The organism is Nocardia sp. NPDC050717 (assembly GCF_040654275.1).
GTDB lineage: Bacteria > Actinomycetota > Actinomycetes > Mycobacteriales > Mycobacteriaceae > Nocardia.
Genome location: NZ_JBFAHR010000004.1, coordinates 165450 through 184806 on the forward strand (window position 1 = coordinate 165450; position 19357 = coordinate 184806).

The following is a 19357-nucleotide window of genomic DNA, read 5'->3' on the forward strand; positions in this document are numbered from 1 at the left end:
TCGATCTCCGGGTCCGGAAGTCGACGGCCGAGGAGGCGCGGCGGGTCATCGCGGGTCTCGGCCGGGAGGTGGCGCGTTCAGGGGCCGCGGTCGGGGTCGATGCGTTCGTGGCTGGTCAACAGCAGGTGGTCGAAGGCGGTCAATGTCTCCGGCGGCGGGGGTGGGACCAGTTTCAGGTCCGCGATCATCTGGGCGGCGATGTCGCGGAGTTTGATGTTGGCTTCCTGGGATCGCCACACCAGCACCTTGAAGGCCTGGTCGGCGTCGATACGGTACATGCGCATCAGCACGCCCTTGGCCTGCTCGATCACCGCACGCGCGGCGACGACGCCGCTCATCGCCTCGTCGACCGCCTCGCCGGCGGCGGTCGCGGCCGCCGCGTCGACGGTGTCGGACAGGTCCAGGTAGTAGCCGGTGGTGGCCACCGGTTCGCCGTGGTCGTTGAGAACACGATCGGCGAGGACCATCACCGTGTGCACGCGACCGGCGGTGTCGAGGAAGCGGTGCCTGCTCGAGAAGGGGGCGCCTTCGGTGACGGCGCGGTCGATCAGGCCGGCGACGACATCGCGGTCGTCGGGGTGTTTGTGGGAGAGCAGCAGCTCGGTGGTCGGCTCGATCTCGCCGGGGGCGTAGCCGTGCATCCGGTAGACCTCCGGCGACCATTCCCAGCGGCCGGTGGTGAACCAGAAGGTGAACGTCCCGACATGCGCGGGCCGGTAGGCGCGCGCGAACCGCCCTTCGTCGTGGCCCGCGTGCGCGGGATCGGATTCGGTCACTGCTCCATCCTTGGGTATGAGTTTCGGATCCGGCCGGGTCAGGCGGCTGCCGGCGGGACGATCACCTTGGTCGCGGCAGCGGGCGGGTCAGGCAGCCAGTGCTCGTCGGGTCCGGTGTGCCGACGAGCGCCTGCTTGCCTTCGGCAGCCGAGCCGACGAGGCGTCGATGACGGATTCGTCGTAGGTCAGGATTCGGACGGCTTCGGGTCCGCGGCCGGTGTCGGTCGCGGTGAAAACCACGCGCTGCCCGGCACGGAGGGTCTTGTAGCCGGGCGTGTCGATGGCGGTGTAGTCGCAGAACACCGCGGGCCCACCGTGGTCGGGCGTCAGGAACCCGAATCCCTTTGCGGCGTCGAACCAGTCGACCCGGCCGGGCTGCCAGGCGACGGATTCGGTACCGCCGTGGCGGTGCGGGTCAGTAGGCGAGGCAGGAGAGGTCGTCGTCGGCACAGGGAACACTCCATGCTTGGTCGATACGGTCGGACACATCAGCGGCGGCGAGACCGTGCGCGGACTCACCGTCGTGCACCGCGGTCACATCGAGGCCAGACTCGCGGTCGGCGTCGAAGACGAAGGTCTCCTGGCCGGCGCGGTCGGCCTGGGCGGCGGTCGGTAAAGCGGTCATCATCATCTCCTCGTCGCTACCGGGCTGATCGAAACCAGCGGATATCCTTCAGATTATCTCTGCCATTCGGCACAGATATTATTTAGCAACAGACCAAGATGAGTTCAAGTGCCGGGATCGTCGAAGGTTTCGCGCGGCACCCCGTCCGTGGGCGAGCTGCTGGGCAGAGCTGGTGTGCCGTTCGGGCCGTGACGTTCACCGGTGTGGTGGTGCTGGCACCACCACAGGACCCCGGCAGGCGCTACCCGGTTTTCGGGTGCGCGCGGCATGGGCGCGCGACCTGCGGATTCCTAGGCTCGAATCGTCGGGAACGCACTGGCTTCCGCGACTCGAACAGGAGGAAGACACTGCTCATGAACCCATTTCGGCGTAACTCCGGTAGAGCGATTCTCTCGGTCGTCGTGACCGGCGCGGTGCTCGCCGCGGCGGCGTGCGGTGAGACGTCGGTGGGCGCGCCGAACGAGGCGAAGACGCCGCCGCCCGCCGTGGCCACCGCGATGGACACGGTGATGGGCCAGGGGTTCCCCGGTGTGCAGGTGGTGATCGACGGCCCCGCCGGCCATCGCACGTTCACCGCGGGAGTCGGCGATCTCGGCACGCGCGCGCCGTTCCCGGACGACGCGCGCGTCCGGATCGGCAGCAACACCAAGACCTTCGTGGCGACGGTGATCATGCAGCTGGTCGCCGAGGGCCGGGTCGACCTGGACGCACCGATCGAGCGCTACCTGCCCGGTGTGGTGGCCGGCAACGGCAACGACGGCAACCGGATCACGGTGCGGCAGGTGTTGCAGCACACCAGCGGAGTGCCGGACTATGTCGGCTCCGGTCCGGGCATCACTACGCAGAACTCCGAACAGCTCGACCCGGACGACGAAGCGCTACGGTGGCAGCACTTCGAGATGGCCGACCTGGTCCGCCGGGCGATGACGACGCCGCCGCAGTTCGAGCCGGGTGCGAAATCCGTGTATACGAACACCAATTACCTGCTGGCCGGTCTGCTGATCGAGCGGGTGACGGGCAATGCGGTCGCCGACGAGATCCGGCGCCGGATCTCCGAGCCGCTCGGCCTGCGCGACACCTATGTGCCCGCAGCCCACGAAACCGGTCTCCGTGGCCCGCACACCCGTGGGTATCACCAGATCGACGGCGGGCCGGTCGATTTCACTGATTTCGACCCGTCGTGGGCCGCAACCGCCGGCGACATGGTGGCCACCGCGACCGACCTGAACCGGTTCTTCATCGCCCTCCTGTCTGGAGAGCTTTTGCCGGCAGCGCAATTGGCCGAGATGCAGCGCACCGTGCCGTTCGACCGCATGCCTGGCGCGGGGTACGGCCTGGCTCTGGTCCAGCGGACCACATCGTGCGGCGCGCAGGTATGGGGGCACGGCGGCAGCATCGTCGGCTTCGCGACGCGCAACGCGGTGACGGCCGAGGGCACCGCGGTGACCGTGACGGTCAACCAGCTGCCGGGCACCGAGGCGCAGGCCGACGCGGTCGAGAAGCTGCTGGATGCCGCCCTGTGCGTCTCGTGACCACGTGGTCCCACCGCCCCCGAACAGGCTGCGGCCGAACACTTTCCGAGGAGACTCAATGAAACGCGTGAAAACTTTGGCGGCCACGGCGACCGCCCTGGCGGTCTGCGCCGGCCTGATCGGCTGCGCCGGCCCCGAGGCCGGGGCGAAACCGGACACCGCGATCCCCGACCGGCTCACCGGTCAGCAGTTGGACTGGAAAGCCTGCGGTGTACCGAAATTGGATGATGCCGGGGCACAGTGCGCCGACGTCACCGTGCCGGTGAACTACGCGGACCCGGCGGGCGCCACACTCACGGTGGCGATCTCCCGGATCGCGGGTACCGACCCGCAGCGTGGCGTCATGCTGTCGAACTCGGGCGGGCCCGGCGGCGAGGGGCTCGACTTCATGGTGGATGTCGGCAAGGCGATGACGCCGGAGGTGCGGGCTCGCTACGACCTGATCGGTATGGATCCGCGTGGAGTCGGGCGCTCCTCGGCCGTCGACTGCCGGTGGCCGATGGGCTTCGGGTTGCATTCGGCGGGCCTCGACGCGAACGGTTTCGCGGAATCGGTGGCGACACATCGCGATCTGGCCGACCGTTGCGCGGCTACCGAAGGAGATCGGCTGCCGCACATCACCACTCGCAACACCTCGCGGGACATGGACCTCATCCGCGACGTGCTCGGCGCCGAGAAGATCAGCTACTTCGGCACCTCGTACGGCACCTACCTCGGCGCGGTGTACACGCAGATGTTCCCCGAACGCAGTGACCGGATGGTGCTCGACAGCGCGGCCGACCCGGACGCCTACGGCACGGTCGAGATGATGCGGGCGATGGGCCCGGCCAACGAGGCCGCGCTCGACCTGTGGGCGGAATGGGTCGCCGCGCGCGACGGGGAATACCACTTCGGGACGAGCCGGTCCCAGGTTCGCGCCGCTGTCGAGGATCTGATCGAACAGGCCGCGATCACGCCGATCCAGGTGGGCGAGTACGAGATCGACGAACACTGGCTGCCGGTGGTGCTGTTCGTCGGGCTCGACAGCCCGGAGCAGTACGGGATGCTCGCGGGTCAGCTCCGCACCATCGCCGACGCGGCGGCGGGCGAACCCACCCAACCCGACGAAACACTCGACGCCACACTCGGATTCGCGCTGAAAGCCCGGCCGAACGACAATTCGGCACAGATGGCGATCATGTGCGGTGACGTCGCCGCGCCCCGGGATCCGTCCTTTTACCAGCGCAATATCGACGCTGCCAGAGCCACGCAGCCGGTGTTCGCCGGGTTCGCGAACAACATCACGCCGTGCGCGTTCTGGGCTGAGCCAGCCGAACCGGCCACGGTGGTGCGCAACCAGGTGCCCGCCCTGATCGTGCAGTCCACCGGTGACACCAGGACCGCTTACGACGGAGCGGTCGCCCTGCACGGCGACCTGAGCGCCTCGCGCATGGTCACGCTCCAGGATGTGCCGATCCACTGGATCTTCGGGCGCTACCCGAACTCGTGCGTGTACTCGGCGGTGAACACCTACTTCCGCGACGGCACACTGCCCGCCGACGACCTGACCTGCCGAGCCGACTGACCGGGCGGAGTGCGGCCCTGAGCCCCTACGGGCTCAGGGCTTCACGCGTTCAAGTAGGCGAGGACGGCCAGCACCCGGCGGTGCCCCACCTCGTCGGCCGCGAGACCGAGCTTGGCGAAAATGCTCCGGATGTGTTTGTGCACAGCGCCTTCGCTGACCACGAGGCGCTCGGCGATGGTCGCGTTGTTGTGCCCCTCCGCCATCAGCGCGAGCACCTCGCGCTCGCGAGCGGTGAGCGCGGCCATCGGGTCGTCGGCCTTGCGCCGCACCAGCAGTTGCGAGATCACCTCGGGATCCATGGCGGTGCCGCCCGCCGCGACCCGGCGCAGCGAATCGAGAAAGCGGTCCACCTTGCCGACCCGCTCCTTGAGGAGGTAGCCGACGCCGCCCATGCCGTCACCGAGCAGTTCCGCGGCGTAGCTGTCCTCGACCCAGGACGACAGCACCAGCACGGGCAGTCCGGGGTGCAGTTCGCGCGCCCTGACGGCCGCGCGCAACCCGTCGTCGGTGAAGGTCGGCGGCAGGCGCACATCGACGACGACCGCGTCCGGGCGGTCCGCGGCCACGGCGGCGAGGAAGTCGTCGGCATTGTCCGCGGCGGCGACCACCTCGATGCCTGCCGTGCTCAACAGCAGGACCAAGCCCTCCCGCAACAGAGCATCGTCCTCGGCGATCATGATCCGCACGGCAACTCCACCCGCACCACAGTAGGGCCACCGGGCGGGCTGGTCAGCACCATCCGGCCGTCGAGCGCCTCGGCCCTGCGCCGGATGCCGGCCAGCCCGCCGTCGTAGATCTCCACGGCGCCCCCGACCCCGTCGTCGCTGATCTCGATCGTCAGCAGCTCGGGCGGACCGCCGAGCACAAGGGAGATGCCCGTGGCGCCGGAGTGCTTGGTGGCGTTGGTGAGCGCCTCGGTGATGACGAAGTACGCGGCCGCCTCCACGGCGGCGGGAAGTCTGCCCACCTCGCCGAGATCGAGCACGCACGGGATGGGATTGCGGGCGGCAACTGCCGAAACGGCACTGACAAGGCCACGATCGGCGAGCACCGGCGGATAGACGTTGCGCACCACATCGCGCAGCTCGGCGAGCGCGGCCGTCGCGGTGTCCTGTGCCTTGCGCACCAGATCTCGGGCGGTGTCCGGGTCCTGGTCGCGCAGCTGGTCGGCCATTCCGAGCTGCATGATCACCGCCGCGAGCCGGGCCTGCGCGCCGTCGTGCAGGTCACGCTCGATCCGGCGCAGTTCGGCGCCGTGCGCGTCGAGCGCGGCGGCCCTGGTGGCGGTGAGGGCCGCGACCCGGTCGGCGAGCAGGGCGTCCTCGGTCGGTTTCAGCATCGCTCTGGTGGCCAGCGCCTGCCAGCGCGCGGCCACCGGAAGCTGCAGGGTCACCAGGGCCAGCGGGATCGCGAGCGAGCAGCTCAGGATCGCCTTCGGCCAGGAGTCCACGGCGAAACCGAAGCCGGCGAACTCCTGTCCCGGCGGCATCAGCTGCCAGAACGCCGGGATCGCCAGCTGAGTCAGGGTGCTCAGCGGCAGCGCGACGGCGAACACCGCGAGGTAGATGCCGGTCAGCGCGTGGGCGACCAGCCAGCCGAAGTCCCGGCGGTTCGCCGGATCGGTGAAGACGGTCGCGACCCGCTGCCGCAAGCCACCGGTGAACGGCTGATACGCCCGCACCGCCCGCTCCCCCAGAAACCCCGCCGCCCTGCGCCGCTCGAACGACACCAACGGCCGCACCAGCCGAACCGCCTCGGGCAGCGCCGGTATCCCGACCCCGATCAGGCAGAACGCGCCGACGATCAGCAGCCCGACCACCGCGAACAACGCGAGCAGCGCGGTGACACCACCGACCGCCAGGTACCAGACAGCACCCGGCAACCGCTGTGCCTTGTCGCGCGCGGTGCGCAGTGCCTCGATCACCCCGCCATCGTGTCAGACCCGTCGTCTCGCGAACTGGACCGCATGTCGGCGGACGGGCTCATAGACATCCGGTTCGGGCAGCAAGAACGCCGACCCGACAAGTGCCCGCACGCGATCACGAGGCCGGGACCGCACCGGCGGTGCGCGAACGCCGGGAACGGCGCGTGGCCGAGCTCGCCCGGCACCGTTCAGTGGGTCGCGATCAGCGCGCCTGCCAGTGCCAGCGAGCTCACCCACACGGTCGATCCGGTGGCCAGCAGGATCGGGCGGGGCCCGACCCGTGCCAGCGACCGCAGCTTCACACCCGTGCCGAGCGCGAACATGGCCGCGGTGAGCAGCAGGGTCTGCCCTTCGCGGGCCACCGCCAGCACCCCCGCCGGGACCACGCCGGTCGAGCGCACCGCGGCGCAGGCCAGGAAGGCCAGCACGAAGAGCGGAACCAGCGGCGGCCGGTGGCCCGCACCCACCGATTCGTCGGTCCGGCTGCGCCGGACGTGCCAGCTGACGGCGGCCAGCACCGGGGCGAGCAGGACGACGCGGGCGAGCTTGACCACCACCGCGACGGTGAGAGCGGTCCCGCCGAGTGCCCCGCCGACGGCCACCACCTGGGCGACCTCGTGGACGGCGGCTCCCGCCCACACCCCGCTGGTCACCGCGTCGAGCCCGAGGACGTGCGCCGCGGGCGGCAGGATCGCGATCAGCAGCGTCCCGAACACCACCACCAGCGCGATCGAGGTCAGCACTTCTTCCTCGTCGGCGTCCACGACGCCGTCGGCGGCGGCCGCGCCACAGATGGAGAACCCACAGGCGATCAGCAGACGCTGGGTCCATCCGATGCCGAGCATGCGGCCGAGCACCATGGTGCCGCCGATCCCCCCGACCACCACGACGAGTACGGCGAGCAGGGTCGCCGGGCCGAGTCCGAGGATGTCGGTGAAGGTCACCTGCACGCCCAGCAGCGCGACGCCGACCCGGAGCAGCCGCTTGGCGCAGAACTGCAGGCCGGGCCGCAGACGTTGCGGGATATCGACGACATTCGCGGCGATCGCCCCCACCAAGATCGCGGCCAGCAGCGGGCTGATGGCGGAGTATCGCCTGGTCAGCAACAGGATGGCGGTGACGGCAGCGGCGGCGAGCAGCAACCCGGGCGTGTACTCGCCGCTCCATCGACGCGCGCGCATCGCACGCGAGAGAGGTGCCGGTTCGGCCGGCGCGGGCGTTCGGCTCGACAGGTCGGACGCAGGGGGCTGCAACATGATTCGAGGTGCTCGTGCTTTCGGTAGGAGCGACCGTGGGTGGTGAGGCCCCGCGGTCGATGACATCGACGGTCCGTGCGCGCGCTGTCCGGCCGAGACGGTGGCCGGATTACGCTGGGCGAGATCGCGTTCGAGGATCTTGTCGCCGGCGGTCAGCGGCGGATCAGTGGTGAACTCGATCGAGCGCGGCTATCAGCGGGGCGGCGGTCGCGGCTCTGACCGCGGCTTCGGTGACGCCGGGCGCGCATTCCCGCAGCGCCAGTCCGCGCGGAAGGACGTCGATGACGGCGAGGTCGGTGATGATCCGGTGGACGACCCGCTCACCGGTCAGCGGAAGTGTGCAGCGCGGCACGATCTTCGGTCTGCCACTCTTGTCGGTGTGCTCCATGAGCACGATCACCCGGCGAGCACCGTGGACCAGATCCATCGCCCCGCCCATGCCCTTGACCATGTGCCCCGGGACCATCCAGTTGGCCAGGTCGCCGGCCGCCGAGACCTGCATGCCACCGAGGACGGCGGTGTCGATGTGGCCGCCGCGGATCATCCCGAAGCTGGTCGCGGAGCCGAAGAACGAAGCCCCGGCGAGCACCGTGACGGTTTCCTTGCCCGCGTTGATCAGATCGGCGTCGACCTCCGCCGCGTCCGGGTACGGCCCGGTGCCGAGGATGCCGTTCTCCGAGTGCAGGGTGACCCGCACACCCACCGGCAGATGGTTGGGGATCAGCGTCGGCAATCCGATACCGAGATTGACGTACTCTCCCGACCGCAGCTCGCGGGCGGCCCTGGCCGCCATCTCGGTGCGCGACCAGCCGAGAACTGTTGCGGTAGTGGCCATATCAGTCCTCCTTGGCGACGGTGCGCTTCTCGATGTGCTTGGTCTGCACGCCGGTGTGCACGATGCGGTCGACGAAGATGCCCGGCAGGTGGACCTGGTCCGGGTCGATCTCGCCCGCGGGAACGAGATGTTCCACCTGCGCGATGCAGACCCGGCCTGCCGTCGCGACGTCGGGATTGAAATTGCGGGCCGCCTTGTCGAAGACGAGGTTGCCGTCGGTGTCCCCGACGAGAGCGTGCACCAGGGCGTAGTCGGCGGTGATCGCCTCCTCGAGCACGTACCGCCGCTCGCCCCAGCCGCCGAACGTGCGCACCTCCTTGGGCGGTGACGAGATCGCGACCGAGCCGTCGGGCGCGTACCGCCAGGGCAGGCCGCCGTCGGCAACGGGCGTACCGACGCCGGCGGGGGTGAAGAAGGCGGGCAGGCCGGCGCCGCCTGCCCGGAGCTTTTCGGCGAGGGTGCCCTGCGGCGTCAGTTCCACTTCGATCTCGCCGGCCAGATACTGCCGGGCGAACTCCGCGTTCTCCCCGACATACGAGGCGATCACGCGGCGTATCTGTTTGTTCCGCAACAGGATTCCCAGCCCGATCCGATCGGTGCCGCAGTTGTTGGAGATGATCTCCAGGTCGGTGACGGCACTGGCCGCCAATGCCTCGATGAGCGCGTCGGGGATGCCGCACACCCCGAATCCGCCGACCGCCACCCGGGAACCGGAGGCGATGTCGGCCACCGCCGCTGCCGCCGAGGCGACGACTTCGCTCATCGCGCGGCCGCCGTATCGGGCGCGGTCGAGGCGATCAGCTCACTGAGCAGTTCCTGCGCCCGTGGCCACTCGCCGTAGCCGGAAGCCGGGTTGAGGTGACCGACATCGCCGAGATCCACCAGGCGGCTGCCCCAGGCCTCAGCCATGCCCGCCACCCGGCGGGACGACGCGAGCGGGTCGTTGGTGGACGCCGCGACGACGCTCGGGAAGGGCAGCCGCGCCCGTGGGATCGGATTCCAGCCGCCCGCCGCCAGTTCCTCGGCGGTCGGATACCCGTCCGGGAGAGCGGATTCCAGGTCGGCCGGGGTGGCCAGCAGCGCTGCCCGCACCGGTCGCCGGTGCTCCTGCGCCCAGTGCACGGCGATCAGCACACCGGCACTGTGCGCGACCAGCACGACGGGGCCGTCGATCGCGGTGACGACCGCGTCGAGCGCGGCGACGCGAGCGGCGAGGCTGAGCTTGTCGCGCTCGAGCGGCGGGACCGTACGGACCCGGTCCAGGCGTTCGGCGAGCAGCGTCTGCCAGTGATCGGGCACATGGTCACGGAGCCCCGGAACGATCACGACGGTGTGATCAGCGGTGTCTTTCATGGTGTGCGGTACTTCCTTTCGAGTTCAGTGCCCGGGCGCCGGTTCGACGGCGGCCAGTGCGCGCAGCCCGGCCGGGTAGACCCGTCTGCCGAGCAGCAGCGCCCCTATGGCGAGCAGGTAGGCCAGCGGGGTCAGGCGCAGCGCGGCGCCGAGGCCGATGTGGTCGGCGAGCACACCGACGACGAACGGTCCCAGGGCCAGCCCCAGCAGGCTGTTGGCCAGCGTCAAGGTGCCGAACGCGGACGCGCGGACCGATGTGTGGGTCAGATTGGCGACCATCGCCGCGGTAGGGCCGGAGGAGCCGCCGGAGAAGAAGGCGCCGATCCCGATCAGCAGCAGCTGTGCCGGACCGTCGCCGAGGCCGAAGCCGACCCCGAGGCAGACCAGCGAGAGGGTGCAGAACACGATCGCCGCGGACCATTTCCTGGACATGTCGTCGCGGCCGACCCGGTCGGTGATCATGCCGCAGCACACCATCCCCGAGCCGACGAGCAGCACGAACACCGAGGCGACCACGCCGGCCCGGTCCGGCGCCAGATCGTAGTTGCGGTTGAAGAAACTCGGCATCCACGACAGCAGCACCGCGGCGGTGAAGATCTGGAAGCCACTGCCGACGTAGGCGCACACCACCGCCGGGTTGGTGAACAGCGTCGAGACCGGAGCGCGGAAACCGGTGCCGGGCGGCGCGGCGCCGGATTGCTGGTCGGCCGCGTTCCTGGCGAGCCTCGACTCGCTCACCACCACGCTGAACAGTGCGGCCAGCACCAGACCGAATGCGGCCATGAGGGCGAACGACCAGCGCCACCCGAACTGGACGGCGACGACCCCACCGACACCGACACCGAGGACGGATCCGAACGAACCGCCCGCCATGAACGCGCCACTGAGCGCGGCGTGCATCCGGGGCGCGAAAACACTGAGCACGACGGCGATCCCGACACTGCCGTAGGCCGCCTCGCCGACACCGACCAGGAAGCGAGCGGCGAGCATCTGCTCGTAGTTCGCCGCGACGGCGCACAGCAGGGTCGCGGCGCTCCACAGCACCGCCATCAGCACCAGGCTGCGCACCCGCCCCCAGCGGTCGGCCAGCACCGACAACGGCAGGGTGAGAATGCCGACCATGAGCGCGACCACGCTGGTGAGCGAGGCCAGTTGCGAATCGGACAGTGCCCATTCGGTTTTCAGGAAGGGGAAGACGGCGCTCAGCACCTGTCTGGACATGTAGTCGGCCAGCAGCAGACCGAAGGCCAGCGCGAAGACGACCCACGGATAGCGGCGACGGTGTCCGGCATGCCGATTCGCCTCGACCGAGGCGGCGACGGTGTCGTCGGCCGCCCCGGCGGCGGTAGTGTGCAACTTCATCGGTGCTCCTACGAACCCGGTGCGTCGAGACGGTGGAGACGCACCGGAGCTGGTGAATAGACAGACGACTCAGGCGTGCTGGGTGAAACCGACCTGGCCGGGCCTGCGGTTGGGGGCGTAGCCGAGCTTGGCGAGGGTCTCGTCGACGCTCGCGTACTGCTCGCCGATCCGGTAGATGTCGCGCGCCTGCTTGCCGTCGGCGACCTCGCGGCCCAATTCCCTGGCGACGCGCACCAACTGCCGCACCTGGTCCACCGACTTCATCTTCTCGCCCTTGCGACCCCACAGGGTGTCCTCGTTGCCGCACCGGGGGTGCAGGCCCAGTGCGATGGCCATGGCGTTGACCGGAAGCACGCTGCGCATCAAGGTCTCCAGGGTCAGGCACGCGCCGTCGGGCACCCGCTGGATGAAGTTCATGATGTTGTAGGGGTTGGGGCCGTCGAACCCACCACCGATGCCCACCCAGGTGAGATTGAGCGGGCCAAGGTACTTGCCGCGCCGGATCAGCCGTTCGACGGTCTCGAGCTGCGGAATGCTGGAGAGCTGGAAGTGTGGCTGGATGCCGTTGGCGGTCAGCCTGCGCAGATGCTCCTCGACCCACGCCGGGCCGGCGGGCACCGTCATCTCGCGATAGGTCTCGTACAGCTCGGGACGCTGGATCGAGGTTCCCGCGATGTCGTCCTCGGTCATCAGCTCGACGATGTTCATCTGGCTGGTGTTGATCGCGATGGTCACCTGGTCCGGCTTCGGGTCCAGTTCGGCGAGCATGTGCCGGGTGTCGTCGGAGAGCCACTTCGCGTCGGCGCCTTCGCCTTCCGGCGCGAACGAGATGGACCCGCCGACCTGCAGGATCATGTCCGGCACCGCCTCGCGCAGCCCGGCGAGCAGTTCGTTGAACTTCGACAGGCGCTTGGAACCCTTGCCGTCCAGCTCGCGGACGTGGATGTGCAGGACCGACGCGCCCGCCTCGTAGCAGTCCACCGCCTGCTGGATGTGCTGTTCCATGGTCAGCGGCAGGTCCTCGCGGAAGTCGTCGGGCTCCCATTCCGGGCCGTACGGCGCGCAGGTGATGACCAGCTTGTCCTGGTTTTCCGGGAACAGCGCATCGTCGTGGAAATGCATGATCTTCTCCGATCGGTATCGAAACAGTCGTGAGGTGTGCGAAAGGAAAGTCAGAACGGTTTGTCGCCGACGATGCCCGCGCGCTCCATCTTGCGGACCCCGGGCCAGTAATCCTGGACGGCGTAATGCTGCGTGCAGCGGTTGTCCCAGATCGCGAAGCTGTTCTCCGTCCAGCGCCAGCGCACCTGGAATTCCGGAACCGCGGCCTGCCGCATCAGGTAATGCAGCAATTCGGCGGCGCCGGGGGCGTAATCCGCGCCGAAGCGCACATTTTCCGGCGTGTGGTAATTGACCAGATGCGTGGTGAAGGAATTGACGAACAGCACGCGCTCACCGGTTTCGGGATGGGTGCGCACCACCGGGTGCTCGGCATCGGGATACCGCCGGGCGAGATCGCGCCGCCGGTCCTCCGGCATCGCCGCGCCGAAACTGGCTTCGATGCTGTGCCGGGCCCGCAGGCCCTCGATCCGCGTCCGCACCCGCTCGGGCAGGCGCCGGTACGCCTCGGCCATGTTCACCCAGATGGTGTCACCGCCGACCGGCGGTGCCTGCACGCACCGCAGGACCGAACCCATCGACGGGTTCTCCCGCCATGTGGCGTCGCAGTGAAAGGAATTCTCGAAATGCTCGGGCGGGCTGTCGAGATCCTTGTAGATACGCACGAGCCCGGGGTGGTCCGGGTCGCTGCCGAGGACGGGGTGGTCCTCCAGCGGGCCGAATCGCCGCGCCAGCGCGACATGGTCGGCACGGCTGATGTTCTGATCGCGGACGAACAGCACCTTGTATTCGAGGAGCAGCGCGCGCAATTCGGCGAAGAGAGCATCATCGGCGGCGACCCGCGCGAGATCCACGTCCAGCAATTCGGCACCGATCGAACAGGTGAGTGGCGTCGCGGTGATGGATCCGGCAAAGGTTGTCATCGTTGTCCTCCAGTGGTGTCGCCGGGATCAGAGAGTGAAGACCGAGGAGCCGACGCTGCGGCCGGACTCCAGGTCGCGGTGGGCCTGTTCGGCGTCGGAAAGCTTGTAGCGCTGATTGATTTCGACGCGGATGCGGCCGGCCGCGACATGCGCGAACAGCTCACCGGCCAGCTCGGCGCGCTCGGCGGGATCGGCGATGTAGTCGGCGAGCGCGGGACGTGTGACGAACAGCGAGCCCTTCATCGCCAGCTGCATGGCATTGATGGGTGGGATGGGACCGGAGGCGGTGCCGAAGCACACCAGCAGTCCACGCCGCGCCAGCGAATTCAGCGAGGTGTCGAACGTGGTCTCGCCGATGCTGTCGTAGACGACCGGCACGCCGGCGCCCCCGGTGATCTCCCGCACCCTTGCCGCGACGTCTTCGCGGGTGTAGACGATGACGTGATCGCACCCGTGGGCACGGGCGATCCGCGCCTTCTCCTCGGTCGAGACCGTGCCGATCACAGTGAGCCCCAGCAGTTTCGCCCACTGGACGAACAGGAGCCCGACGCCGCCGGCCGCGGCATGCAGCAGAACCGTGTCGCCCGCGCGCAGCGGATGGATCCGGCGCAGCAGGTAGGCGGTGGTCAGACCACGCATCGTCATCGCCGCGGCGGTATCGAAGCCGATGCCGTCCGGCAGGGCGATCAGATGCTCGGCGGGCAGCACCCGTTCGGTGCTGTAAGCCCCGAGCGGGCTGCCGGTGTAGGTGACCCGGTCCCCCACCGCGAAACCGGTGACGCCCGGGCCGACCTCCTCGACCACCCCGGCCGCCTCGACGCCCATGCCCGCGGGGAGCGGAGCCGGGTAGAGGCCGGTGCGGAAGTAGGTGTCGGCGAAGTTCAGCCCGACGGCCTCGTGCCGGACCCGCACCTCGCCGGGGCCGGGGTGTCCCACCTCGACGTCCTCCCAGCGCAGGACCTCGGGGCCGCCGACTTCATGGAATCGAACAGCTTGTGCCACAACAGATCTCCTCTTCAATCGAGCGCACGGATGTGGGCGCGGTCGGCATCGGTGTGCCGAATTCGGGGCCTCCGGGGCGGTGACGTACCGCGCCGGAGTCCGCGATCGCGTGGTGGGAGCGAAAGGTCGCTGCCGGCGGGTCCATCACCCGCGGTCTCGCCTTATTCGCCCGTCGCCAGCACTGTGATGGGAACCACTGTATTTCGGCCCACGACTCGATGCTTATCCTGTGGGGACGAGTTTCTGTTCATTTCGGGACATAGGAGATCGCGTGAAGCCGCTCGCCCGCTACGCGGCCATCCATGGTTTCGTCGAGCTCGGTCGATCGCTGGGGCTCGACCCGGTGGCACTGCTCCGGGCGGGCGGACTCGACCCCGCCGGTCTCAGCGTGCAGGACCGCTGGGTGCCCGCCGCCGCGATCGCCGACCTGCTCGAACGATCCGCCGCCGCGTCTGGGCACGAGGACATCGGCCTGCGGCTGGCCGAACGGCGCCGCTTCGCCAATCTCGGGCCGCTGAGCATGGTCATCCGCGAGGAACCCGACGTGCGCAGCGCGCTGCGGATCATGACTCGCTACGAGCACATGTTCAACGAATCACTGCACACCGGGATCACCGAGCACAACGACATCGCCACCCTGCGCCTGAGCCTCGATCTCGGCGTGCCGGGCGAAACCAGGCAGGCCATCGAGCTCGCGGTCGGCATCCTGTACGGCCTCATGCGCGGATTCCTCGGGCCCACCTGGCAACCGCTGGAAGTCCGCTTCACCCACCCCGCCCCGCGTGACCGCGGCACCCACCTCCGCGTCCTCGGCCCGCATGTCGGCTTCGACCAGGACTTCAACGGAATACTCGTCTACACCGCGGATCTCGACGCCCCCAATGCCATGGCCGACCCCCAGCTGCGCACCTACGCGCAGCAGATCGTCAACGCGCCGCGGGCCGCCCCGGCCACGACGACCTCCGAGCGCGTCCGCGAACTCATCGAGCTGCTGCTGCCGACCGGACGCTGCTCGGTCGACCAGATCGCCCGCAGCCTCGGCGTCGACCGTCGTACCGTCCACCGTCGCCTCGCTGCCGAGGGCGCGACGTTCACCTCGCTGGTCGACGCCACCAGGGCCGAGCTCGCCGAGCACATGGTCGCCAGCCGCCGCCACGCCCTCACCGAGATCGCCGACCTGCTCGCGTTCTCCTCACCGGGCAACTTCTCCCGCTGGTTCCGCACCAGATTCGGGCACAGCCCCAGCCGGTGGCGGGCCATGTCCGCCGCGGACCGGCATCGATCGCGACCGGCTGCCGAGCCGCCTGCCGTTGCGCGCGACCAGGGCCCGCGACCTCCGGGCTCATTCCTCCGGGAACGGTGAAGGACCCAGCTTCGCGCGGCTTCGCCGAGGAGCGGGCGGAACTGCCCGATCCCGCGGACTCCGGTGATCCGGACGACGATGACGATTTGCCCAATACGGTGGTGCACAAGGGCGTTCGGCTTTGTATCGATCCTGAGCGGGGTCGTCGGCGGCAGACTGGATCGGACGGCGATAGCCTTTCGTCATGACCGACAACGAGCAGCCCGCGGGGCGACATCAACGGCCGGCGGGGGTCGATACGGCGACCGTGGCCGCGGTGGGGAAGCTGTCCGAGGCGCTGGAGACCACCGAGCGGGCGCGGGGGCACCTCTACAGCTTTCATCAGCTCACCGGGGGCGCCGATCTCGCGCTCGGTGAGGCGGTGGACATGCTGCGCGACGCGGGGCACGGTGAGCTCGCCGACCGGCTCGCCACCGAGCTGGTCGGCCGCAACGTGCTGCCTGGTCGGTGGACCTTCCAGATCGTGGAGGAGTACGACGAGGGGTATTACGCGCGGTTCCGGGAGCTCGAACGGGAGATCAGGGACGCGCTCGTCGACGGCCGCACGCATCTGTACGAGGCCGAGATGAAGGAAGACCGCCGTACGCACGGGCGGCCCGGGCACGAGGCCACACCGGATCGCTAGCGTCGCCGGCTGTTGGGAGCCGGGCCGCTCAGGCAAGGGGCGCTCAGGCAAGCGCTCGGCCAGGCACTGGCTCGGTCAGGCAAACGCTCGGTCACGCACGGGCTCGGCCAGGCGAAGGCTCGGTCAGGCGAGGGCTCGGTCGGCGCCGGGCGAGGCCGGGCGGCGGTCGGTGCCAGGCGAAGCTGGGCGGCGGTCGGTGCCAGGCGAAGCTGGGCGGCGGTCGGCCGCGGTGGCGACGATGAGGTCGGCGACGAGCAGGCCCTCCTCGTCGGGGGCCAGCGGCGTGGCGAGGTCGAGGCCGTCGGGGCCGAGGATCCGGGCGACGCCGCTGCGGCCGTGCAGCACGTCCGGGCGGCCCACGTCGCCTGCCTGCCATCCGGACAGCGGAACCACTGCCGTCGGCGCGATCAGATAGCTGCGGCTCGCCCGCGCGTATCGGCGGCAGGCGGCGGTACTCAGCTGCGGCACATCGGTTTCCGTGCCGCCACGGGCGACGGTGAAGCCGGGCCAGGAGGCCAGGTGGATGTGTTCGCCCGCCTCCTGCATGGCCTCGCACACCCCGGGCAGGAAATGGTCGGTGCCGCCGAGGACGCCGATCCGGCCGAAGGCGGTGTCGCGCACCAGCGGCCGCCGCACGGCCGTGCCGAAGACGGTGCGTTCCAGTGCCGTGGGCAGGGCTTTGCGGGAGACCGCCATGGCGCCCTCGTCGTCGATCAGCGCCTGCGACATGTACGCGCCACCGGCGGCACGCTCGGAGAATCCGAGGCCGACGTGGATGCGGCGCCGGCGCGCGGCGTAGCGGATCGCCCGGAGCTCCGGGCCGTCTGCGGCCATCGAATTGGCGTGGTACCTGGCCGTGATGTCAGCGTCCCACTGGACCGCGGGCAGCCACATCCACCACGGGAAACCGGGCACGAACGTCTCGGGGAAGGCCACGAGCCGAGCTCCCTGATCCGACGCGGCCTCGATCAACGCGATGACCTGGTCCACTCCGGCCGACAGGTCCAGCCACCGGGGCTCGGCCTGCACCGCCGCCACTCGCACCCTGCTCGTCATCGTTCTCCTCGTTACCAGCTGTGACACCTTGTACGAGGAAAGACACCGGGCACGCGCGGCCCTCACGCAGCCGAGACCGAGATCACGATGCCGGGTGAAAGCAGGTCCGCTCATGGCGCGGGGAGACGCGCGTGATCGTGTCAGCGATGCTGTCAGCGAGACGTCAGGTTCGTATCAGCGCGGCCCGACAGAGTGTGTTCATCAACGAAGCGGACCCGAAAACCCGGGGCCACCACCGAAACGAGGAACACGACATGAACGCCATCAGCACCCTGACCGACCAGGACAAGGTTACCCTGCGCACCGCCGCCTACGGCGCGGTCTCCCTGCTGGCCGCCGCGGGCGCGCCGCACAAGGCCATCGCGCAGGGCACCACCGCCCTGACCTCCGCCACCGGCCTCACCGGCCACGTCCTCTCGGCCAAGTCCCGTGACATCCGGCTGCCGGGCAAGACCGTCGCCCAACTCGCCGACCACGTCCTGCCCGCCCTCACCGCCGCCATGGCGTGCCTGGCCGACCAGCCCGGCGAAGCGGCGAACTTCCGCGACACGGTCCTGGTGGCGGTCGACGCCGCGCACGCCGGCAAGGCAGCACCGAGCCCCGCCGTCACGGCGATGGCAGCCAAGATCGCCGCCGCCCTCGCCGCCTGACGTGCGACCGAACGCCCACGGTACGGCCGAAGCCGCTGTCGCTGACAGTGATTCGGTCGTACGGCTTCGCCTGGGACGGCTAAGCCGCGTGCCGGTGCATTCGCCAGACCGGCACGCCGTCGTGCGTGAGGTGACCAACCACCGCGAACCCGAATCGCTCGTACAGCCGGAGGTTTCGTTCGGTCGAGGTGTCGAGCCAGCAGGGGTGGCCTGCCAGGTCCAGCTCGGCCAGGCCGTGTGCCATCAGCGCGGTGCCCAGTCCGGTTCCTCGCGAGTCCGGGGTGGTGCCGATGGTCGCCAGGAGCCAGGCGCCGTCGGGGACGGGCAGTGTCGACATCCGTTCTTCGGCCGCCATCAGGCGATCGAGGCGGTCCCCGTGCAATTCGGCGATTCTGGCCGACACCTCCTCGGACGGGGCGGGCGCGTCGGACGGGATCAGCGCGAGCACGCCGTTGCCCGTGTCGTCGATGTAGGCGCGGCCGTGCGGCAGGGCCAGGTGCTCGAGGTAGAGGCGCTGCAGCGCGGTGACACGGCGCAGGTGGTCGTCGCGCGCGACGCACCAGGTCGTCCAGGGGTAGTCGGCGAAGGCCGCGCCGAGGATCTGGGCCGCGCGATCGAGGTCCGCGGTGGTCAGGGGGCGAATGGACGTGGGCACGATCAATTTGTACCCATGTACAAATTTGGTGTCCAGTTCTTTTCCGGCCGCGTACGATCGCATCCCGACGCTCGCTGTCCGAGGCCGAGCGAACCTGTGACGGAGACACCGATGGCCTACCTCGCCCGCGCGGCGCGCCGCGACTCGATCGTCGAGGCGGCCGCCACGGTGGTGGCCAGAGCGGGTCTGAGCGCGGTGACGGCGCGCGCCGTCGCGAACGAGCTCGGCGGCTCGCCGGGGCAGATCCACCATCACTTCTCCTCCACCGACGAGCTCGCCGCCGAGGCGTGGCGACGGTACGCGGCCCGCGAGGTGCGGGCCTATCAGCGCGCCGTCGTCGACCTCGACCCGTACGCGGCGCTGACCCTGTTCTTCGCCGACCTGGTCGGCGAGAGCGAGGAGGGAGAGGCGCTGGCCCGGTGGGCAGAGGCAGGCGCGCACGCCCAGATTCGCGGCCCCGTGGCGGTCAGCTATCTCGAAACCCTCGCCCACTTGACCGATGTGCTCACGGACGTCCTGTCCGGCGCCGCGGACGCGCGGGCGGCGGCGGGACGCCTGCTGATGCTCGGGGTCGGGCTCGCCGGAATCACCCGGATCTCCGACGACCCACCGCTGCCGGTGCGGATGATCATGCTCTCCGCGATCCGCGCCGAAATACCTTGACCGCGAGGAACTCCACGCACCCCGCGCGTATCCTCGGCGTACGCACCCGAACCGGCACACGAGCGAACGGGTCC

Annotated in this window: 21 protein-coding genes; 6 read left to right on the top strand and 15 right to left on the bottom strand. The window is 69.7% G+C overall.

Going from position 1 to position 19357, the window contains the following annotated elements; all coding sequences use genetic code 11:
* Nucleotides 1–77: 77 nt before the first annotated feature.
* The 3 genes from AB0H56_RS11375 to AB0H56_RS11385 all read right to left on the bottom strand — a co-directional run bounded on the left by AB0H56_RS11375 (nucleotide 78) and on the right by AB0H56_RS11385 (nucleotide 1401).
* Nucleotides 78–776, bottom strand: a complete 699-nt coding sequence (locus tag AB0H56_RS11375; protein ID WP_357160624.1) for a PAS and ANTAR domain-containing protein — start codon at nucleotides 774–776, stop codon at nucleotides 78–80.
* An 87-nt stretch (nucleotides 777–863) separates the two neighbouring features.
* Nucleotides 864–1226, bottom strand: a complete 363-nt coding sequence (locus tag AB0H56_RS11380; protein ID WP_357160627.1) for a cold shock domain-containing protein — start codon at nucleotides 1224–1226, stop codon at nucleotides 864–866.
* Nucleotides 1192–1401: a hypothetical protein gene (locus tag AB0H56_RS11385; protein WP_357160630.1), complete on the bottom strand. Its 210-nt coding sequence runs from the start codon at nucleotides 1399–1401 to the stop codon at nucleotides 1192–1194. The genes AB0H56_RS11380 and AB0H56_RS11385 overlap by 35 nt, the downstream gene beginning before the upstream one ends.
* Nucleotides 1402–1754: 353 nt before the next feature.
* On the opposite strand from AB0H56_RS11385, the gene AB0H56_RS11390 reads away from it, so the two are divergent.
* On the top strand, nucleotides 1755–2933 hold the full coding sequence (locus AB0H56_RS11390) for a serine hydrolase domain-containing protein (protein ID WP_357160633.1): 1179 nt from the start codon (nucleotides 1755–1757) through the stop codon (nucleotides 2931–2933).
* Between the two features lie 58 nt (nucleotides 2934–2991).
* Entirely contained in the window at nucleotides 2992–4497 is a 1506-nt protein-coding gene (locus AB0H56_RS11395) for an alpha/beta fold hydrolase (RefSeq protein WP_357160636.1), read from the top strand.
* A gap of 41 nt (nucleotides 4498–4538) precedes the next feature.
* On the opposite strand, the gene AB0H56_RS11400 is transcribed toward AB0H56_RS11395, so the two are convergent.
* The 10 genes from AB0H56_RS11400 to AB0H56_RS11445 form a co-directional block, all read right to left on the bottom strand.
* Entirely contained in the window at nucleotides 4539–5183 is a 645-nt protein-coding gene (locus AB0H56_RS11400; RefSeq protein ID WP_357160639.1) for a response regulator transcription factor, read from the bottom strand.
* The gene (locus AB0H56_RS11405) at nucleotides 5171–6421 is read right to left on the bottom strand and encodes a sensor domain-containing protein (RefSeq protein WP_357160642.1); all 1251 of its coding nucleotides are present in this window, start codon (nucleotides 6419–6421) and stop codon (nucleotides 5171–5173) included. The genes AB0H56_RS11400 and AB0H56_RS11405 overlap by 13 nt, the downstream gene beginning before the upstream one ends.
* 188 nt (nucleotides 6422–6609) lie before the next feature.
* Entirely contained in the window at nucleotides 6610–7602 is a 993-nt protein-coding gene (locus AB0H56_RS11410) for a putative sulfate exporter family transporter (protein WP_357160645.1), read from the bottom strand.
* 238 nt (nucleotides 7603–7840) lie between these two features.
* Nucleotides 7841–8512, bottom strand: coding sequence for a 3-oxoacid CoA-transferase subunit B (locus tag AB0H56_RS11415; protein ID WP_357160648.1), 672 nt, complete (start codon nucleotides 8510–8512; stop codon nucleotides 7841–7843).
* Between the two features lies 1 nt (nucleotide 8513).
* Nucleotides 8514–9275: a CoA transferase subunit A gene (locus tag AB0H56_RS11420; RefSeq protein WP_357160651.1), complete on the bottom strand. Its 762-nt coding sequence runs from the start codon at nucleotides 9273–9275 to the stop codon at nucleotides 8514–8516.
* Nucleotides 9272–9865 carry an alpha/beta fold hydrolase gene (locus tag AB0H56_RS11425; RefSeq protein WP_357160654.1) on the bottom strand — a complete coding sequence of 198 codons (594 nt, stop codon included), beginning with the start codon at nucleotides 9863–9865 and terminating at the stop codon, nucleotides 9272–9274. Before AB0H56_RS11425 ends, AB0H56_RS11420 begins: the two co-directional genes overlap by 4 nt.
* Before the next feature lie 24 nt (nucleotides 9866–9889).
* Entirely contained in the window at nucleotides 9890–11227 is a 1338-nt protein-coding gene (locus AB0H56_RS11430) for an MFS transporter (RefSeq protein WP_357160657.1), read from the bottom strand.
* 69 nt (nucleotides 11228–11296) lie between these two features.
* Nucleotides 11297–12349 carry a 3-keto-5-aminohexanoate cleavage protein gene (locus tag AB0H56_RS11435; RefSeq protein ID WP_357160660.1) on the bottom strand — a complete coding sequence of 351 codons (1053 nt, stop codon included), beginning with the start codon at nucleotides 12347–12349 and terminating at the stop codon, nucleotides 11297–11299.
* 50 nt (nucleotides 12350–12399) lie between these two features.
* Nucleotides 12400–13269: a TauD/TfdA family dioxygenase gene (locus AB0H56_RS11440; protein WP_357160663.1), complete on the bottom strand. Its 870-nt coding sequence runs from the start codon at nucleotides 13267–13269 to the stop codon at nucleotides 12400–12402.
* Nucleotides 13270–13296: 27 nt separating this feature from the next.
* On the bottom strand, nucleotides 13297–14271 hold the full coding sequence (locus tag AB0H56_RS11445) for a quinone oxidoreductase (protein WP_357160666.1): 975 nt from the start codon (nucleotides 14269–14271) through the stop codon (nucleotides 13297–13299).
* Nucleotides 14272–14542: 271 nt separating this feature from the next.
* Here AB0H56_RS11445 and AB0H56_RS11450 point away from each other — a divergent pair, with 271 nt between their 5' ends.
* The gene (locus AB0H56_RS11450) at nucleotides 14543–15634 is read left to right on the top strand and encodes an AraC family transcriptional regulator (RefSeq protein WP_357160669.1); all 1092 of its coding nucleotides are present in this window, start codon (nucleotides 14543–14545) and stop codon (nucleotides 15632–15634) included.
* A gap of 184 nt (nucleotides 15635–15818) precedes the next feature.
* Nucleotides 15819–16259 (top strand): hypothetical protein, encoded by a 441-nt coding sequence (locus AB0H56_RS11455; protein WP_357160672.1) that lies wholly within the window; start codon nucleotides 15819–15821, stop codon nucleotides 16257–16259.
* A 123-nt stretch (nucleotides 16260–16382) separates the two neighbouring features.
* On the opposite strand, the gene AB0H56_RS11460 is transcribed toward AB0H56_RS11455, so the two are convergent.
* Nucleotides 16383–17315, bottom strand: coding sequence for a nitrilase-related carbon-nitrogen hydrolase (locus tag AB0H56_RS11460; RefSeq protein WP_357160675.1), 933 nt, complete (start codon nucleotides 17313–17315; stop codon nucleotides 16383–16385).
* A gap of 254 nt (nucleotides 17316–17569) precedes the next feature.
* On the opposite strand from AB0H56_RS11460, the gene AB0H56_RS11465 reads away from it, so the two are divergent.
* On the top strand, nucleotides 17570–17965 hold the full coding sequence (locus AB0H56_RS11465; protein WP_357160678.1) for a hypothetical protein: 396 nt from the start codon (nucleotides 17570–17572) through the stop codon (nucleotides 17963–17965).
* Between the two features lie 79 nt (nucleotides 17966–18044).
* Here the strand turns inward: AB0H56_RS11465 and AB0H56_RS11470 are convergent, their stop codons facing one another.
* Nucleotides 18045–18620: a GNAT family N-acetyltransferase gene (locus AB0H56_RS11470; protein WP_357160681.1), complete on the bottom strand. Its 576-nt coding sequence runs from the start codon at nucleotides 18618–18620 to the stop codon at nucleotides 18045–18047.
* A gap of 111 nt (nucleotides 18621–18731) precedes the next feature.
* On the opposite strand from AB0H56_RS11470, the gene AB0H56_RS11475 reads away from it, so the two are divergent.
* Nucleotides 18732–19283, top strand: coding sequence for a TetR family transcriptional regulator (locus AB0H56_RS11475; RefSeq protein ID WP_357160684.1), 552 nt, complete (start codon nucleotides 18732–18734; stop codon nucleotides 19281–19283).
* Nucleotides 19284–19357: the final 74 nt, after the last annotated feature.

Bases quoted from the DNA above. Each gene is read 5' to 3' on its own strand.
- AB0H56_RS11385 (WP_357160630.1), bottom strand. From the start codon at position 1,401: ATGACCGCTTTACCGACCGCCGCCCAGGCCGACCGCGCCGGCCAGGAG.
- AB0H56_RS11390 (WP_357160633.1), top strand. From the start codon at position 1,755: ATGAACCCATTTCGGCGTAACTCCGGTAGAGCGATTCTCTCGGTCGTC.
- AB0H56_RS11395 (WP_357160636.1), top strand. From the start codon at position 2,992: ATGAAACGCGTGAAAACTTTGGCGGCCACGGCGACCGCCCTGGCGGTC.
- AB0H56_RS11410 (WP_357160645.1), bottom strand. From the start codon at position 7,602: ATGCGCGCGCGTCGATGGAGCGGCGAGTACACGCCCGGGTTGCTGCTC.
- AB0H56_RS11415 (WP_357160648.1), bottom strand. From the start codon at position 8,512: ATGGCCACTACCGCAACAGTTCTCGGCTGGTCGCGCACCGAGATGGCG.
- AB0H56_RS11420 (WP_357160651.1), bottom strand. From the start codon at position 9,275: ATGAGCGAAGTCGTCGCCTCGGCGGCAGCGGCGGTGGCCGACATCGCC.
- AB0H56_RS11425 (WP_357160654.1), bottom strand. From the start codon at position 9,865: ATGAAAGACACCGCTGATCACACCGTCGTGATCGTTCCGGGGCTCCGT.
- AB0H56_RS11430 (WP_357160657.1), bottom strand. From the start codon at position 11,227: ATGAAGTTGCACACTACCGCCGCCGGGGCGGCCGACGACACCGTCGCC.
- AB0H56_RS11435 (WP_357160660.1), bottom strand. From the start codon at position 12,349: ATGCATTTCCACGACGATGCGCTGTTCCCGGAAAACCAGGACAAGCTG.
- AB0H56_RS11440 (WP_357160663.1), bottom strand. From the start codon at position 13,269: ATGACAACCTTTGCCGGATCCATCACCGCGACGCCACTCACCTGTTCG.
- AB0H56_RS11455 (WP_357160672.1), top strand. From the start codon at position 15,819: ATGACCGACAACGAGCAGCCCGCGGGGCGACATCAACGGCCGGCGGGG.
- AB0H56_RS11460 (WP_357160675.1), bottom strand. From the start codon at position 17,315: ATGACGAGCAGGGTGCGAGTGGCGGCGGTGCAGGCCGAGCCCCGGTGG.
- AB0H56_RS11465 (WP_357160678.1), top strand. From the start codon at position 17,570: ATGAACGCCATCAGCACCCTGACCGACCAGGACAAGGTTACCCTGCGC.
- AB0H56_RS11475 (WP_357160684.1), top strand. From the start codon at position 18,732: ATGGCCTACCTCGCCCGCGCGGCGCGCCGCGACTCGATCGTCGAGGCG.